13 protein-coding genes, 1 tRNA gene and 2 pseudogenes are annotated in these 15,994 nt (G+C 75.1%); 3 read left to right on the plus strand and 13 right to left on the minus strand.

Annotated elements, in window-relative coordinates; translation table 11 throughout:
• Window positions 1-153: 153 nt before the first annotated feature.
• Window positions 154-498, plus strand: a complete 345-nt coding sequence (locus tag BM048_RS19060; protein ID WP_308439506.1) for a DUF5703 family protein — start codon at window positions 154-156, stop codon at window positions 496-498.
• Window positions 499-522: 24 nt separating this feature from the next.
• Here BM048_RS19060 and BM048_RS13125 read toward each other — a convergent pair whose 3' ends face one another.
• A complete protein-coding gene (locus BM048_RS13125; RefSeq protein ID WP_090033832.1) occupies window positions 523-1,842 on the minus strand; it encodes a M20/M25/M40 family metallo-hydrolase in 1,320 nt (439 codons plus the stop codon).
• 51 nt (window positions 1,843-1,893) lie between these two features.
• A complete protein-coding gene (locus BM048_RS13130; protein WP_090033727.1) occupies window positions 1,894-4,014 on the minus strand; it encodes a M3 family metallopeptidase in 2,121 nt (706 codons plus the stop codon).
• Between the two features lie 61 nt (window positions 4,015-4,075).
• Between BM048_RS13130 and BM048_RS13135 the strand changes: the two genes are divergently transcribed.
• Together BM048_RS13135 and BM048_RS13140 are read left to right on the plus strand one after the other, a co-directional pair.
• The gene (locus tag BM048_RS13135; protein ID WP_239078786.1) at window positions 4,076-4,873 is read left to right on the plus strand and encodes a fructosamine kinase family protein; all 798 of its coding nucleotides are present in this window, start codon (window positions 4,076-4,078) and stop codon (window positions 4,871-4,873) included.
• Window positions 4,870-5,586: an alpha/beta fold hydrolase gene (locus BM048_RS13140; protein ID WP_239078785.1), complete on the plus strand. Its 717-nt coding sequence runs from the start codon at window positions 4,870-4,872 to the stop codon at window positions 5,584-5,586. Before BM048_RS13135 ends, BM048_RS13140 begins: the two co-directional genes overlap by 4 nt.
• On the opposite strand, the gene BM048_RS13145 is transcribed toward BM048_RS13140, so the two are convergent.
• From BM048_RS13145 to BM048_RS13195, 11 genes and pseudogenes are all read right to left on the minus strand, one after another.
• Window positions 5,583-6,827, minus strand: coding sequence for an AI-2E family transporter (locus tag BM048_RS13145; protein WP_090033729.1), 1,245 nt, complete (start codon window positions 6,825-6,827; stop codon window positions 5,583-5,585). The genes BM048_RS13140 and BM048_RS13145 overlap by 4 nt on opposite strands.
• A gap of 180 nt (window positions 6,828-7,007) precedes the next feature.
• A complete protein-coding gene (locus tag BM048_RS19185; protein ID WP_090033730.1) occupies window positions 7,008-7,445 on the minus strand; it encodes a PTS mannitol transporter subunit IIA in 438 nt (145 codons plus the stop codon).
• Window positions 7,442-8,991, minus strand: a pseudogene (locus BM048_RS13155) (PTS mannitol transporter subunit IIBC). The gene BM048_RS19185 and the pseudogene BM048_RS13155 overlap by 4 nt, the downstream one beginning before the upstream one ends.
• A gap of 87 nt (window positions 8,992-9,078) precedes the next feature.
• Window positions 9,079-10,119, minus strand: coding sequence for a zinc-dependent dehydrogenase (locus BM048_RS13160; RefSeq protein WP_090033732.1), 1,041 nt, complete (start codon window positions 10,117-10,119; stop codon window positions 9,079-9,081).
• A gap of 131 nt (window positions 10,120-10,250) precedes the next feature.
• Entirely contained in the window at window positions 10,251-11,012 is a 762-nt protein-coding gene (locus tag BM048_RS13165; protein WP_090033734.1) for a DeoR/GlpR family DNA-binding transcription regulator, read from the minus strand.
• Between the two features lie 302 nt (window positions 11,013-11,314).
• Window positions 11,315-12,436, minus strand: a complete 1,122-nt coding sequence (locus BM048_RS13170; protein ID WP_090033736.1) for a Gfo/Idh/MocA family protein — start codon at window positions 12,434-12,436, stop codon at window positions 11,315-11,317.
• Window positions 12,415-13,093, minus strand: a pseudogene (locus BM048_RS13175) (ThuA domain-containing protein). The gene BM048_RS13170 and the pseudogene BM048_RS13175 overlap by 22 nt, the downstream one beginning before the upstream one ends.
• 37 nt (window positions 13,094-13,130) lie before the next feature.
• Window positions 13,131-13,586: an endo-1,4-beta-xylanase gene (locus BM048_RS13180; protein WP_203708813.1), complete on the minus strand. Its 456-nt coding sequence runs from the start codon at window positions 13,584-13,586 to the stop codon at window positions 13,131-13,133.
• A 322-nt stretch (window positions 13,587-13,908) separates the two neighbouring features.
• Window positions 13,909-13,991 (minus strand) — tRNA-Leu (locus BM048_RS13185).
• 6 nt (window positions 13,992-13,997) lie between these two features.
• The gene (locus tag BM048_RS13190) at window positions 13,998-14,525 is read right to left on the minus strand and encodes a VOC family protein (protein WP_308439505.1); all 528 of its coding nucleotides are present in this window, start codon (window positions 14,523-14,525) and stop codon (window positions 13,998-14,000) included.
• 101 nt (window positions 14,526-14,626) lie between these two features.
• Window positions 14,627-15,319, minus strand: coding sequence for a DUF1684 domain-containing protein (locus BM048_RS13195; RefSeq protein WP_203708811.1), 693 nt, complete (start codon window positions 15,317-15,319; stop codon window positions 14,627-14,629).
• Between the last annotated feature and the right edge of the window lie 675 nt (window positions 15,320-15,994).

A 15,994-nucleotide genomic window follows, 5' to 3' on the forward strand; every position in this document is an offset into this window, starting at 1 on the left:
GGGGCACGTGGTCGGCACCTGCGGGAACGGTCCTCGGGACCGACGTCGGCACGGGGTCCGCGGGACGCCGGCGGGAACAGCCCGGCCAGCGGTGGCGTTCGGTCACCGGACGACGGCAGGATCTGCCGGGACGCGGAGGGACGGAGGGCGCGCATGCGCGGACGGCACGACGACGGCACGGACGGGGTCGTCCCCGGGCGCCCGTTCCTGGGCACCGGGTCGAGCACCGGATCAGGCACCGGGTCGGGGACGGGCGCCGGGACGGCGGGGGGCGCGCGGGTGCGCAGCACGTGGGCGGACCAGGGCGCGGCCTACGAGTACCGCGTGCTGACCCTGCCTGGCAGCACGAGCCGCTCCGACGCCACGCGGCTGCTGTCCGAGCAGGCCGAGTACGGCCGCTGGGAGCTGGCACGCACCCGCCTCTTCGCGGGCGGGCTGCGCAAGGTGTGGTTGCGCCGCCGCATCATCCGCGTGCGCAGCACGCTCGGGGAGCACTAGGGGGACGCCGCCGCCTGCGGCGGGTCAGCAGGTCCGCAGCAGCCGGTCCAGCACGCGCGTGCCGAAGACGAGCGAGTCGACGGGGACGCGCTCGTCGACCCCGTGGAACATCCCGGGGAAGTCCAGCTCGGGCGGCAGCAGCAGCGGCACGAACCCGTAGCCGGCGATGCCGAGGCGGGACAGGGCCTTGTTGTCGGTGCCGGCCGACAGCGTGTACGGCAGCACGGCGGCGTCCGGGTCCTCGGCCAGCAGCGCGTCGACCATGGCGTCCATGAGGTCGCCCGTCACCGGCGCCTCGAGGGCGACGTCGCGGTTGATCTCCTCGACCTGCACGTGGTCGCCGGCGAGGTCCTTCATCGTCCGGTCGAAGTCGTCCTCGAGCCCGGGCAGGAACCGGGCGTCGACGGTGGCCTCCGCGGTGCGCGGGATGACGTTCGCCTTGTACCCGGCACCGAGCTGCGTGGGGTTGGTCGTGTGCCGCAGCGTGGCGCCGACGAAGCGCGCGGCCGGCCCGAGCGCCGCGACGAGCGCGTCGATCGTCGTCGGGTCCTCGGGGTCGAACGGCAGGCCGGTGAGGTCGGCCACCCCCTCGAGCAGGGTGCGGACCGTGGGCGTGAGGTGCAGCGGCCACGCGTACCGGCCGATGCGGGCCACCGCCTCGGCCAGGTGCGTCACGGCGTTGTCCGGCGCGACCTGGCTGCCGTGCCCCGCGCGCCCCTCGGCGAGCAGCCGCAGCCACGCGATGCCCTTCTCGGCGGTCTGCACGAGGTACAGGCGCCGCCCCTGCACGTCGACGGAGTAGCCGCCGACCTCGCTGACCGCCTCGGTCGCCCCCTCGAACAGCTCCGGCCGGTGCTCGACCGTCCAGCGCGAGCCCCAGACGCCGCCGGCCTCCTCGTCGGCGAACATGGCGACGACGACGTCGCGCGCGGGCCGGCGGCCCTCGCGGGCCATCTGCCGCACGACGGACAGGATCATCGCGTCCATGTCCTTCATGTCGACGGCGCCGCGGCCCCAGACCATGCCGTCGGCGACCTCCGCCGCGAAGGGGTCGACGGTCCACTCCTCGGCGCGCGCCGGCACGACGTCGGTGTGCCCGTGCAGGACGAGGGCGGGCCGCGACGGGTCCTCCCCCGCGATGCGGGCGACGACGCTCGTGCGGCCGGGCGCGGACTCGAAGACCTCCGGCGTGATGCCGACCTCGTCGAGCAGGCCGGCGACGTGCTCGGCCGCCGCCCGCTCACCGGGCCCGGACCCGTCGCCGTAGTTCGACGTGTCGAACCGGATGAGGTCCCGGCAGATGCCGAGGACCTCGTCGGCGGCGGTGGGGTGCGGTGCGGCCATGGCGCCCACCCTAGGCGGACACCCGGGCGGACGCCGTCCCGCGGCCGCGCGTCAGGCCGCCGCCCCGGTGAGCCCGCGCCGGACGAGCAGGGGCTCGATGCTGGCGTCCCGCCCGCGCAGGTCGCGGAACGAGGCGAGCGGGTCCTGGGCGTGCCCGCGCGAGAGCAGCCGGGCGCGGAAGGTGTCCCCGTTCTCCCGCCGCAGGCCGCCGTTCTCCCGGAACCACTCCACGGTGTCGGCGTCGAGCACCTCCGACCAGATGTAGGAGTAGTAGCCGGCCGCGTAGCCCCCGGCGAAGACGTGCGCGAAGTACGTGGACCGGTACCGCGTCGGGATGGCGTGCACGGTCAGGCCCGCACGCTCGAGCGCCGCCGCCTCGAACGCCTCGACCTCGGCGACGTCGGCCGGCACCTCCTCGGGCGCCAGCCGGTGCCACGCCTGGTCGAGCAGCGCGGCCGACAGGTAGGTCGTCGTCGCGTAGCCCTCCCCGTCCTGCCGGGCCGCGAGCAGCGTGTCGACCCACTCCGCCGGCATGGGCTCGCCCGTCGCGTGGTGCACCGCGAAGGACCGCAGCACCTCGGGCTCCCACGCCCACATCTCGTTGACCTGCGAGGGGTACTCGACGAAGTCGCGCGGCACGTTCGTGCCCGACTGGGACGGCCAGCGGACGGACGAGAACAGCCCGTGCAGCGCGTGCCCGAACTCGTGGAACATCGTGATGACCTCGTCCCAGGTGAGCAGCACGGGCTCGCCCGGCGGCGGCTTGGGCACGTTGAGGTTGTTGATCACGACGGGCCGCTCGTCGAGCAGCGTGGACTGGTGGACGAGGTGGTTCATCCAGGCCCCGCCCTTCTTCGTGTCCCGGGTGAACCAGTCGCCGAGGAACAGGCCGACGCCGGTGCCGTCGGCGTCGCGCACCTCGAAGACCCGCACGTCCGGGTGGTAGCCGACGAGGTCGTCGCGCTCGGCGACGGTGAGGCCGTAGAGCCGGTGGGCGGCCGCGAACACACCGTCGCGCAGGACGCGGTCGAGCTCGAGGTAGGGCCGCGTCTGGGCGTCGGTGACCGACCCGCGGTCGGCGCCGACCCGCTCGGCGTAGAACGCCCAGTCCCACGGCTCGAGGGTCGCACCCGGCACGTCCCGCTCGAGCGCGGCCTGCAGCTCGGCCGCCTCGCGGTGCCCGTTGGCGACCGCCGGCGGCGTCACGCGCGCGAGCATCTCGGCCACCGCCTCCGCCGACCCCGCCGTCGCGTCCTGCGCCACGTACGCCGCGTGGTGCTCGGCGCCGAGCAGCCGGGCGCGCTCGGCGCGCAGCCGGGCCAGGGCGAGCAGGTGCGGACGGGTGTCGTGCTCGCCGCCCAGGCCCCGCTCGACCGTCGCGCGGTACAGGCGCTCGCGCACGGACCGGTCCTCGAGCCAGGCCAGCGCCGGCTGCTGCGAGGGGAGGACGAGCTCGACGAGCCAGCCCTCCTGCCCGCGCCCGGCCGCCGCCTGCCGGGCCGCCGCGAGCGCACCGGCCGGCATGCCGGCGGTCTCCGCCTCGTCGGTGAGCAGGAGCGCGCCGGCGTTCGTCGCCGCCTGGAGCGTGCGCTCGAAGTCCGTGGAGTGCCGGCTGATCTCCGTGTTGAGCTCCGTCAGGTGCGCGCGCTGCGCGTCGTCGAGCTGCGCCCCGGCGCGCACGAGCCGGCGGTGGGTGCGCGTCAGCAACCAGGCGGTGTCGGGCTCGAGCACCAGGTCGCCCGCCGCGGCCTGCGCGCGCAGCGCGTCCACGCGCGCGAAGAGGCGCGGGTCCAGCTCGATGGCGTCGTGGTGCGCGGCGAGCAGCGGCGCCAGCTCGACCTGCAGCGCCTCGACGTCGGGCGTGCCGTGGGAGCTGACGAGCGTGAAGAACACGGACAGCACCCGGTCCAGCAGCCGGCCGGAGCGCTCGAGCGCCTCGAGGGTGTTCTCCACCGTCGGTGCCGCGGGGTCGGTGACGAGCGCCTCCACCTCGGCCCGCTGCTGCGCCATGCCCGCGAGCGCGGCGGGACGCACGTGCTCCACGCGGATCGCGCGGAAGTCCGGCAGCCCGTAGGGCAGCACGGACGGCGCCGCGAAGGGGTTGGACGGGTCGAGCGCCCGGTCGGTCAGCGAGTGGTCGGCGGGCTCGGGGGCGGTGGTGCCGTCGGTCATGCCCCCATCATCACCCGCCCGTCGCCGTGCTCCCCTCCTGCCCGTGCGCCAGGCTGGGGCGGTGACCTCGCACGACCGCCGGCCCGGGACCCCCGAGTTCCGCAAGGCACGGACGGGAGCGCCCCCCGGGTTCTTCCGCCGGGAAGCCGCCGGCCTGCGCTGGCTGGCCGCCGCGGGCGGGGCGGCCGTGGTCGCGGTGCGGGACGTCGACGAGGGGTCGCTCACCCTCGACCGCCTCGAGCCGGCGGCCCCCACCGCCGCCGCGGCCGCCGCCTTCGGCACGGCCCTCGCACGGACGCACGACGCGGGTGCGCCGGCGTTCGGGGCGGCGCCGCCGGACGCACCCGGCCCCTTCTTCTTCGGCCCCCTCGACGACCCGCTCACGCTGCCGGGCGACACGGCGTCGTCCTGGGGGGAGCTGCTGGCGGACGCGCGCCTCCTGCCGACCGTGCGCGAGGGCGTGACGCGCGGGGTGCTCGGCGCCGACGACCTCGCCGCGGCCGGGCGCGTCGCCGACCGGCTGCGCGCCGGCCTCGGCGGCGACGACGAGCCGCCGGCGCGGCTGCACGGCGACCTGTGGTCCGGCAACGTCGTGTGGACCGCCGACGGCGCGGTGCTCGTCGACCCCGCGGCGCACGGCGGCCACCGCGAGGACGACCTCGCGATGCTCGCGCTGTTCGGCCTGCCGCACCTGGACGCCGTGCTCGCGGCCTACGACGCCGCCCACCCGCTGCGGCCGGGCTGGCAGGGGCGCACGTCGCTGCACCAGCTCTTCCCGCTCGCGGTGCACGCCGTGCTGTTCGGCGGCGGGTACGTGGGCCGGCTGCGCTCGCTGCTGGGACGGTGGTCGGGCCGGTGACCCCCGAGGAGGTGCTGGGCCGGCCGGTGGTCCTCGTGCACGGGACGCGCACCTCGTCGGCCATCTGGTCCGGGCAGGCGGCGGCGCTGGCCGCGCACGGGCACCCCGTCCACGCCATCGACCTGCCCGGCCACGGCACGCGCAGCGGGGAGCGGCTGACCCGGCGGGGCGCCCTGGAGGCCATCGACGCCGCCGTCCGCGGGTGCGAGGTGCCGCCGCTGCTCGTCGGGCTCTCGCTCGGGGGGTACCTGTGCCTGGCGTACGCGGCCGCGGGCGGCGACCACCTCGCGGGCGTCGTGCTGGCCGGGTGCTCGACGCAGCTGCGCGGCAAGCCGCTGCGCGCCTACCGCGAGCTGTCGCGGTACGTCACGCGGACGTTCGGCCTCGGCGGCGGGACGTGGCACGTGGTGACGGACATGCTCACGACGCTGGCGGGCTACTCGCCGCTGGACGACCTGCGCCGGCTCACCGTGCCCGTGTGGGTGGTCAACGGCCGCCGCGACCCCCTCCGGTTCGACGAGTGGCGCTACCGCCGCGCTGTGCCCGGGCTGCGGGTGCACGTCGTGCCCGGCGCCGGCCACGACGTCAACAGCGAGCACCCGGTCGCGTTCAACCGGCTCCTGCTCGACGTGGTGCACGGCCTGCGCCCCGTCGCGGTCCCGCCGCCCGACGTGCCTGGTGGCACGCGACCCGACGACGGCGCCCGCCCCTAGACGCGGGCGGGTGCGGCGCCCTCCTCGTCGGGCACGCCGTCCCCCCGCTCGCCGACGTGCTCGACGAGGGGGTCCTCGTCCTCGTCGGGCAGCGGGGGGTCGACGGTCCGCAGCCGGGAGAAGATCGCCCAGGCCACGGACACGAGCGGGACGGCCACGACCGCCCCGAGGATTCCCGCGGTCAGCGTGCCCGCCGTCACCGCCACCGCCACCATGACCGGGTGCAGGGACACCTGCTTGCCCATGATGAGCGGCTGCAGGACGTGCCCCTCGATCTGCCCGATGCCCGCGATCCCCAGGCCGACGACCACGGCCGCCCAGAACCCGTTCGCCGCGAGCGCGACGATCATGGCCACGACCATGGCCAGGGGGGCGCCGATGAGCGGGATGAACGCGCCGACGAACACGAGGACGGCCAGGGGCGCGGCGAGCGGCACCTGCAGGGCCGAGAGGAACACGAGCGCCAGCAGCCCGTCGGACAGGGCGACGAAGACGATGCCGCGCGTGTAGCCCGAGAAGGTGCTCCACCCCGCGTCCGCCGCCTCCTGCCAGGTGCCGCGCACGCGGGCGGGGAGCTGGTTGAGGAACCACGTCCACATCGACGTGCCGCGGGCCAGGAAGAACACGGCGCAGAAGATCGCCAGCGCCAGCCCGGTGAAGATCTCGACGACCGACCCCGCCCGCTCGGCCGCCTGGGACGCCAGCTCCCCGGAGTGCTCCTGGACCCACACCTGGGCGTTGGCGACCCACTCGGCGATCTGGTCACGGTCGATGACGAAGGGCAGCGAGCCGCCCTCGAGGTAGTCCGTGATCTGCTCGATGCCCTGCCCGAACTGCCGCTGCAGCGCGCTCCACTGGTCGGCGACGGAGTAGGCCACGTACGCGACGAGACCGGCGAAGAACGCGAAGCCGGCCAGCAGGCCGATCGCCGTGGCGATCCCCCGCGGCATCACCCGGTCCAGCAGGTCGACCAGGGGCCGCAGCACGGCGGTGAAGACGAGCGCGAGGAACAGCGCGACGAACAGCAGCTGCACCTGCGCGGTGGCGTAGAAGACGAGGGACACCGCGGCGACGACGACGAGCAGCCGCCACGAGACGGCCGCGAGCACCTGCAGCCACTGCGGGGCCGGTGCACCGGGGGCCGGCACGGGCCGGGGCCGGTGCCCGGCGACGCGGCGGACCACCGGGCGTCCCGCCACGGTCGTGCGCGGGCCGGCGCCCGTCCCGGTGCTGTCGGACATGGCTGGCCGCTCCTCGTCGCCCGTGGGGCCGGTCGGCACCCATCGGTCAGTCTGCCCTCTGCGCGGGCCGGGCGCGCCCGTGGTGCAGCCGGGCCCCAGGACGTGCCGAACAGGCGGACGGCCCCGGGCCCCGCGACGTCGTCGCAGGGACCGGGGCCGTGGCGGACCGCGAGGGGTGGGCTACTCCTCGCCCGCCGCCGCGAGGACGTCGGTGATCTCGTCGGCGCTGCGGGCGGCGAGGACCTTGTCCACCTCGGCCGGCTCGCAGAACACCTGCGCGATCGAGGACAGGATCTCCAGGTGCTCGTCCTCGGCCCCCGCGATGCCGACGACCACCCGGACGGGTCCGCCGCCCCAGTCGATGGGCTCGTCGTACCGCACGAGGCAGACCGCCGAGCGGCGGATCTCCTTCTTGGCGTCGTTCGTGCCGTGCGGGATGGCCAGCAGGCTGCCCATGTACGTCGAGATGGTGCGCTCCCGCTCCGCCATGGCGTCCACGTACGCCGGGCCGACGGCGCCCGCCTCGACCAGGAGCTCCCCGGCCTCGCGGATCGCCTCGTCCTTCGTGCGGGCCCGTCCCCCGAGCCGGACGAGCTCACGCGTCAGCACGGCGGTCACAGGCCCGCACCCTCCCGGTCGGAGGACGACCGCACGAGCTGCACGACCTCGTCGTAGACGGGGCTGTTCATGAAGTTGTCCACGGACAGGTGCACCGCGTGCGGCGCCTGGTGCCGCGCTCGGTCCGTCAGCTCGCGCTGGCTGATGACGAGCTCGGCCTCGCCGTCCGTGAGGTTCGCGACGGCCCGGTTGACGACCGTGACGCCCTCCACCCCGGCGGTCTTCAGCTTCTTGCGCAGGACGCTGGCGCCCATCGCGCTGGAGCCCATGCCGGCGTCGCAGGCGAAGACGATCTGACGCACCGGCCGGTCGAGCGTGGCGGCCGTGGTCCCGTTCGCGGTCCCGTCAGCGGTCCCGTTCGTCGTGCCGTTCGTGGCGGATGCGGCCGTGCCGTTCGTCGACCGGGCGCTCATCGCGCCGAGCGCCGCGCTGCTGCGGCCCTTGTTCGCCTCGGTCTGCGCGATGGCGGCCGCGAGGTCGCCGCTCTCACCCGCCGCGAGATCGCGGCGGCGGGAGGCCCGCAGGATGACCGCGGAGATGAGGAACGACACGGCCGCGGACAGGACGACGGCCAGGGTCACGCCGACGAAGCTGTCGCGGGAGGTCTGCGCGAAGGTGGCGAAGATGCTGCCGGGAGCAGCGGGGCCCACGAGGCCGCTGCCGAACACGGCGTTCGTCGCGATGCCCGTGGCGCCGCCGGCGATCGCGGCGACGATGAGCACCGGCTTCATGAGGACGAACGGGAAGTACACCTCGTGGATGCCGCCGAAGAAGTGGATGACGAGCGCGCCGGGGGCCGACGCCTTCGCCGCGCCGAGGCCGAACAGCGTGTAGGCCAGCAGGATGCCGAGGCCCGGCCCGGGGTTGGACTCGACCATGAACAGCAGGGACTTGCCGTTCTCGACGACCTGCTGCGCACCCAGCGGGACCAGGACGCCGTTGCCGATGGCGTTGTTGAGGAAGAGCACCTTGGCGGGCTCGACGATGATGCCCATGAGCGGCAGGAGGCTGTTGTCGGCGAGCCACTCCACGACGTCGCCCAGGGCCGTGCTCAGCGCCGTGACGACCGGCGCGATGCCGAAGAACGCCGCGATCGCCAGGAGCATGCCGACGATGCCGGCGGAGTACATGTTGACGAGCATCTCGGAGCCCGGCCGGATCTTGCCGTCCCACAGGGCGTCGACCTTCTTCATCACCCAGCCCGCGAGCGGGCCGACGATCATCAGTTGGCGATGAGGATGGGCAGGAGGTACGTGATCATCGGGCCGACGAGGCCCAGGTACTGGCGGAACGTCGTGCCGTCGTCGGCCTGCACGAGCTGCGTGGCCGCGCCGCTCCACGAGGAGTTGTCGGCGTTGGCGAAACCGCCGAGGATCCCGTTCGGCGCCCAGCCGACCGAGATGAACAGGGACGTGATCAGGCCCCAGGCCACGAAGGCCGGCAGGTTGGGCATGATCATGCCGGTCAGGAACGCCCCGAACCGCTGCACGCGCACCTGCGCGCTCTTTCCCGCCCGCGCCCGTGGGGCGGCTGTTGCTGTGGTCATCCTCGACACTCTCCGCTCGACCGTCCTCGAGCTGGTGGGGTGGTGCTCCCGCGGCCCGGGGGCCGCGGGGTGGTGCGCCTGCCGGGGCTACGGCTCGACGGTGACCTTGATGCCGGTCCCCGCGGACACGACGGCGATGCCGTCGAGCACCTGCTCGAGGGGGATCCGGTGGGTGATGAGGTCGGCGACCGGCACGCGGCCGTCGGCGATCATCGCCAGCGCCTCCTTGTTGTGCGCCGAGCTCGAGCCGTTGGCGCCCTTGATCGTCAGCTCCTTGTAGTGCACGACGTTGGAGTCGAGCGTGATCGTCGGGCGGTCCTTGGGCAGCCCGCCGAAGAAGCTGATGCGCCCGCGGGGCGCGACCATGCGCAGCGCCTGCTCCTGCGCCGCCCCCGACGCCGCCGCCGTGATGACGACGTCCGCACCCCGGCCGCCCGTGACCTCGAGAACGGCCTCGACCGGGTCGACCTCCGAGGCGCAGATGGCCGCGTCGGGCTCGACGACCTTGGCCGCGAGGTCCAGCCGCTCGCGGCTCAGCTCGACGAGGAACACGCGGGCCGCGCCGCGCGCCCGGGCCAGGCGGACGTGGATGCACCCGATGGGGCCCGACCCGACGACGACCACGTCGTCGCCGGCGTGCACGTCGACGAAGTCCTGGGCGTTGATGGCGCAGGCGAACGGCTCGGCGACGGACGCCTCCGCGAAGGAGACGCCGTCCGGGATGCGGTTGAGGCCGTCCACCGCGAGCACCTGCGGCGGGACGATGACGTACTCGGCGAACCCGCCGTCGAAGTCGTAGCCCATGGAGAGCTGGTTGGGGCAGATCGTCATGAGGTCGGCGCGGCAGAACTCGCAGGTGCCGCACGGGATGGCCGCGATGACCTGGACCCGGTCGCCCGGCGCCCAGCCCTCGACGCCCTCGCCGACCTCCACGACCTCGCCCGCGATCTCGTGGCCCATCACCCGCGGCGGGACGATGCGCTGGTGCCCGGCCTTCGTGATCTTCACGTCGGTGCCGCACGTGGAGCAGGCCCGCACGCGCAGCTTCACCTCGCCCGCGCCCACCACGGGCTCCGGAGCGTCCTCCACGCGCACGTCGCCGGGGGCGTAGAACCGTAGGACCTTCATGACTCTCCTCGTGTCGGCGGCTGTCGCCGCGGGGTCGGGGTCGGGGGCCGGGACGGCGGGCGCCGACCGGTGTGCGGGTGCCGGCCGATCCGCCGGTGCGCCCGGGTGGCCGGTCGCTGCAGGTCCGGCGCTCATGCGCGCACGACCGTCGGGCCGGCGGCCTCGACCTCGGTGGCGAGCGCGTCGGACAGGCCGGTGTCGGTGATGACGGCGTCGACCGACGCCAGCGGGCACACGTGCGCGAAGTCGCGACGGCCGATCTTCATGTGGTCGGCCAGCACGACCGTGCGGCGCGACCGCTCGACGAGGGCCCGCTTGACGGTCGCCTCCGCCAGGTCCGGCGTCGTCAGACCGTGATCCGCGCTCAGCCCGTTCGTGCCGAGGAACGCGACGTCGACGAAGAGGGAGCCCAGCGACTCGCGCGCCCAGTCCCCCACCGCCGCCAGCGTCCGGGTGCGCACCACGCCGCCCAGCAGGTGGACGGTGACGTTCGGCCGCGGCGCCAGCAACGAGGCCACCGGCAGCGCGTGCGTGACCACCGTCAGCTCGCGGTCGGTGGGCAGCAGCTGGGCGAGCCGGACGGTGGTGGTGCCCGCGTCGAGGACGACGGACCCGCCGTCCGGCAGCTCGTCGAGCGCGGCCGTGGCGATGCGCTCCTTCTCGGCCATCATCCGCCCCTCGCGCTCGGCCACCGGCGGCTCGAGGTCGAGGCGCTCGGCCGGGATCGCGCCGCCGTGGACGCGGCGCAGCAGGCCGGCCTGCTCGAGGGTCGTCAGGTCCCGCCTCACCGTCTCCTGCGTCACCTCGAGGCACTGCGCCAGGCCGCGGACGTCCACCCGTCCGACGGCGCGCGCGAGCGAGACGATCTCGCGCTGGCGCTCCGGTGCGTACACGGCCCTGTCCTCCTCGCCTCGTCGTCGTGGCAAGGCTGTGTCGACGCCCGTTCTGCTGTGCTATCAATCACTTCCTCGTGTCATCCGGAACGAACCGGGTCCGGTCCGCGTGTCCGTCCGGGCATCCGCCGTGCCCGATGTCCATTCCCGCCCGGACGCCGCCCAGACCGCGGCGCCGGCGCCGAACCGTGCCGTCGAGGCGCGTCGCCGACCGGGGGCGGACGCGACGGGACCCCGGCGCGGCGGTGGCCGGCCGGGGTCGGTGGGCGACGGTGCCGGGGTGCGAGGCCCGGCGCGAGGGCTCAGGCCCGCGAGGACCGCCAGGTCGTCGAGGGCACGAGGGGCAGGGGTGCCGGGCGGTCCGGCGCCGTGGTGAGGGTGATCCGCCGCCCCTCGTCGGCCGACCGCAGCAGCCCCGTCATGAGCTCGGTGACGTGCAGGGCGACCGCACCGCCGGCACGCGGCTCCTCCGGGGCCGCGCCCAGCCCGGCCGCGCCGACCATCTCCAGGAGCCCGACGCCACGCCCCGCGTCGACGAACCCCGCGCTCGGCGGCAGCACCTCCCACTCCCCCGACGACCGCGCGAACAGCTCGACGTCCCCGGCGAAGGTGTTGGGGTCGGGCACCGCCAGCGAGCCCTCCTCGCCGTGCACCTCGATCGGGCGGGCCCGCGTCCGGGCACCGTCGAAGCTCATCGTCACCGTCGACACGACGCCGTCGGCATGCTCGAGGGTGCCCGCCACGTGCGTGGCCACCTCGACCGGGATGACCTCGCCCGCCCGCGGGCCGCTGGCGATCGTGCGGGTGGTGCGGAGCATCGCGGCCGTCCCCGTCACCGCGACGACCGGGCCCAGCAGGTGCACGAGGCTCGTCAGGTAGTAGGGACCCATGTCGAGCAGGGGCCCGCCTCCGGCCCGGTAGTAGAAGTCCGGCTGCGGGTGCCAGGCCTCGTGCCCGGGCGAGATCCACGTGGCGACGGCCGCCGTCGGCCGGCCGATCCGCCCGGCGTCGACAGCCGCGCGGGCCGTCTGGACGCCCGTCCCCAGCACCGTGTCGGGCGCGCACCCCACCCGCGTGCCGGCGGCCGCCGCGGCCGCCACGACGCGCTGCGCGTCCTCCCACGTGGCTGCCAGCGGCTTCTCCCCGTAGTGGTCCTTGCCCGCCGCGGAGCACGCGAGCGCGACGTCGGCGTGGGCGCTGGGGGTCGTCAGGTCCAGGACGGTCGCGACCTCGTCGTCGGTCATGAGCTCGGCCACCGTGCAGGGCCGCGCCCCCGGGACGCGCGCGGCGACCGCCCGCGCCCGCTCGGGGTCGAGGTCGGCCACGGCGGCCAGACGCACGCCCGGGTGGTCGGCCAGGGTCACGAGGTACTGCTCGAGGATGACCCCGAGCCCGACGACGCCTACCGCGTGCGGCTCGCCCACAGCAGCCCCCTCTCGACGACGGTCCGGATCACGGGCTGGTCGAGCACGTCGGGCGAGTGCCCGGGCGTGGCGACGAAGACGCGCCCGGGCACCCCACGACCGCGTCCACACCGCCGGCGAGACGATCGGCCGGTGCCAGGGGTGCCACGGCTGCACCGGGTGGGTGGTCGTGGCGAGGACGTCGATGAGGTCGTCGTGCAGCACCCAGTACTGCTCGGTCTCGAGCTCGACGTCGGGCAGCCCGGCGGTGACGGGGTGCTCCTTGCCCAGCGCCGTGAACTCGACCGTGTGCCGCAAGAAGTTGTCGGACGCGTCGCCGTGCCGCTGCCCGGGCTCGCGGCCCGGGTGCGTCGCGAACTGTCCGCCCACGAGCTGCAGGTAGTCCGAGCTCGCGCGGTAGGAGTCGGCGATGCCTCCGTGCCAGCCGGCCAAGCCCGTGCCCGCCTCGACGGCGGCGCGCAGGCCCGCGAGCGCCGGGCCGCTGATCTCCGACATCGTCACGCACTGCAGGACGAGGTCCGTCGCCGCCATGCGGTCCGCGTCGGCGTACACCTCGTTGTCGGTCTCCACGTCGACCGTGAAGCCCTCCTCGCGCAGGAAGGGGATGAACAGGTCGGTCGCCGCCTCCGGCTGGTGCCCGTCCCACCCGCCACGCACGACGAGCGCCCGCCGCGTCGTGCCGTCCGTCGTGCCGTCAGCGCCGTCCGTGCCGTCCGTCGTGCCGTGGTCCGAGCCCGCGACCATGCGGTGCCCCTCTCCGTCGTGGTGCGCCCCCTGCGAGGGTGTGGCCGCGCACGAGCTGCCCGTTGGCCTGGGCGGCGGCGACGAGCGCGTCGCCGTCGGCCCAGTCGTACTGCCCGCGCACGGGCTCGACGGACTCCCACTTCATGGCGTTCTCGGCCGTGACCGACGAGAACTGCCCGTCGACGAGCTTCGTGTACTTGCGGTCGGTGCCGTACTGGTCGGCGGCGACCGCCACGCCGATCTCCAGGCCGGAGGCCTCGGCGAGGCTCGCCAGCGTCGATCGCTGGAGGGCCGGCGACCGGTCGATCGCGCGGGGGTCGGCGGGGGCTGCGGCGGCGGTCGACGCGCCGGCGGTGAGGACCGCCAGCGTGAGGGTGCCGACGAGCAGGGGGTGACAGAGGGACACGTCATGCTCCTTCGCATGCGACGCCGAAGAGGCGCCTTCCGGACTTGGATGCCAGCTCTGGTGCCCGGCCGGGACTTGGCGACCGTACGTTTCGCCGGAAAGTTTCGCAACCGTTGTCGATACCGTTTTCGGCAGGCTGTCGTTCCTCGAGGTGCGTACGCGGTGGACGCGCCGGCCGTTCCATGCTCCGACGACGGGCGGGTGGGGCGCGTGGCCGCAGCGGCGGCACGACGGGCGCCGCACGACGACGAGAGCCCCTGCTCCGGTCCATGACCGGAGCAGGGGCTCTCGTCGTGATGCTCCCGGGACGCGCCCGCGGCGGTGTCCGGAGGGGGACTTGAACCCCCACGCCCTTTCGGGCACTAGCACCTCAAGCTAGCGCGTCTGCCATTCCGCCACCCGGACAGGTGGTTACGCTCCGGCCCCTCCCACCAGCACGGACAGGCCGTACCGATCACGTCCTGGCCGGGCGTGCGGTCGGAAACGATAGCAGACCTCCTGGGTGCTCCCGGCACCGGCGTCCGATGCCGTGCGGCGGGTGCCGCCGGGTGGCGCGGGGCGTCGATCAGGCCTCGACCACCGACAGCACGTTGCGCGCGGGGTCGGTGAACCAGGCGATGAGCGGACCCCGCCGCGGAACACGCCCTCGTCGTCGGTCGCGACGGGCGTGCCCTCGTAGCGCTCGATGCGGACGCCGCGGGCGGTCAGCTCGCGGACGGTGCCGGGGACGTCGTCGACCGGGAAGTTGAGCACGGTGAACGACGCCGGGGCGTGCGCGGGGCCCTTGGGGTAGACGAGGACGGTGCGGGGGCCCAGCTCCAGGCTCAGCATCCCGTCGCGCACGTCGACGGGCACGCCGAGCACGTCCCGGTAGAACGGCACGACGCGCTCGACGTCGTCGACGGAGAAGCCGCTGAAGGCGGTCGTCGGGTCCAGCACGGCGGACTCCCTCCGCGGGCCCCCGGCGGACCCGGCTCGACGTCAGTGTGGCGCGGGCGACGAGCGGGGGGAAGGGCGTTCGACCCGCTCGGCAGGCGCCGTCAGGCGTGCGCGGCGGGTGCGCGCTCCCCGACGGGCACCGGCGCGGCCAGGGTGTTGCCCTCACCCGGCAGCGGGCACGCCCACGCCGGGTCGTACGCGCACGAGGGGTTGTAGGCGAAGTTGAGGTCCACGACGAGGGCGTCGGGCGCACCGCCCAGGTCTGCGCCCTTGATCGTGTCCAGCACGTAGCGCCCGCCGCCGTAGGCCGCGGTCCCCGGCGCGTCCGCCGGGTCGGGGAGGCCGCAGGTCGCGTCCAGCAGCGGCAGGAAGACCCCGCCGCCGTAGGTGCGCAGCGCCCAGACGTCCAGCGTGCCGAGGTCGCCGAGCCGCACCGTGCCGATCCTCTCGAACGGCACGACGCCGTCCGTGCCGGTCGCGACGTCCCGGTGCTGCGGCGCGCCGGGCTCGAGGGCGACGACGAACCGGAAGGCCGGGTCGTAGGGCGCGACCGGCACCCCGGTGAAGCCCGCGCGGTCGTCGGGCAGGACCGGCGACGCCGGGTGCGAGGCCAGCAGGGCGTCGCGGCCGGCGACCCAGCGGGCGTGGGCGGCGGCGGGGTCCTGCGCGGCCTGCTCGCGGACGGCGGCGTACAGGGCGGCGGTCCGTCGTCGCCAGTCGACGACGTCGAGGACCGTGGCGGCGGCCGGCACGGCGGCGGGGGCGAGGGCGGCGGTCGCGTCGACGAGCTTCACGCGACGACCGTGCCACACGGGGCTGCCCGAGACAGGTCGAGCGGCCGTCGCCGCCGGTCGTCACGATCGGGTGAACTCACGACCCGAACGGCTCAAGCCGTCGGCGGCGGCCGCCGATGGACGGGGTGTACCACCCGGACGGCGACCGGCACCAGCACCTGGTCCCGCCCGGCCCGGTCGCGGAGCACGCACCTCTACGAGAGGGGTGGACGGACGCGGACCGGGGAGCGGTCACCGACGGTCCCCGGGCCCGGGACGGTCAGACGGCGCCGACGAGGACAAGCGGGCGCCGCGGGCGGTGGCACGTGCTGGTCCCGGCGGGCGGGAATGGATCGGACGTCCCGCCGGTTAGGAAGGACAACTGAAGACTCCCGAGCGGACCGGCGGTGCAGCATCCCGTCGTCGCCGGCTCGGACCGGGCACGGAGCACGCACCCCTGCGAGAGGGGTGGACGGACGTGGCCCGCGTGGCAGCCACCGACGGTCCCCAAGAGCCGGGGACGGGTCAGCACGCACCGACGAGGACAAGCGGGTGCGGCGGGCGGTGGCGGATGCTGATGACGACGACGGCCCCGGCCCGCGGTGACGCGGACCGGGGCCGTCGGAGCACCCGGGGCTCAGCACCCGGGGCGGCCGACCACCGCGTCGGGTGTCCCGGGACACCGCGTCGTCCGGC

This window comes from Cellulomonas marina (genome assembly GCF_900111925.1).
Taxonomy (GTDB): domain Bacteria; phylum Actinomycetota; class Actinomycetes; order Actinomycetales; family Cellulomonadaceae; genus Cellulomonas; species Cellulomonas marina.

Excerpts from the sequence above, each read along its gene's own strand:
- BM048_RS19060 (WP_308439506.1), top strand. The coding sequence starts at position 154 with ATGCGCGGACGGCACGACGACGGCACGGACGGGGTCGTCCCCGGGCGC.
- BM048_RS13125 (WP_090033832.1), bottom strand. The coding sequence starts at position 1,842 with ATGGCCGCACCGCACCCCACCGCCGCCGACGAGGTCCTCGGCATCTGC.
- BM048_RS13130 (WP_090033727.1), bottom strand. The coding sequence starts at position 4,014 with ATGACCGACGGCACCACCGCCCCCGAGCCCGCCGACCACTCGCTGACC.
- BM048_RS13145 (WP_090033729.1), bottom strand. The coding sequence starts at position 6,827 with ATGTCCGACAGCACCGGGACGGGCGCCGGCCCGCGCACGACCGTGGCG.
- BM048_RS13160 (WP_090033732.1), bottom strand. The coding sequence starts at position 10,119 with ATGAAGGTCCTACGGTTCTACGCCCCCGGCGACGTGCGCGTGGAGGAC.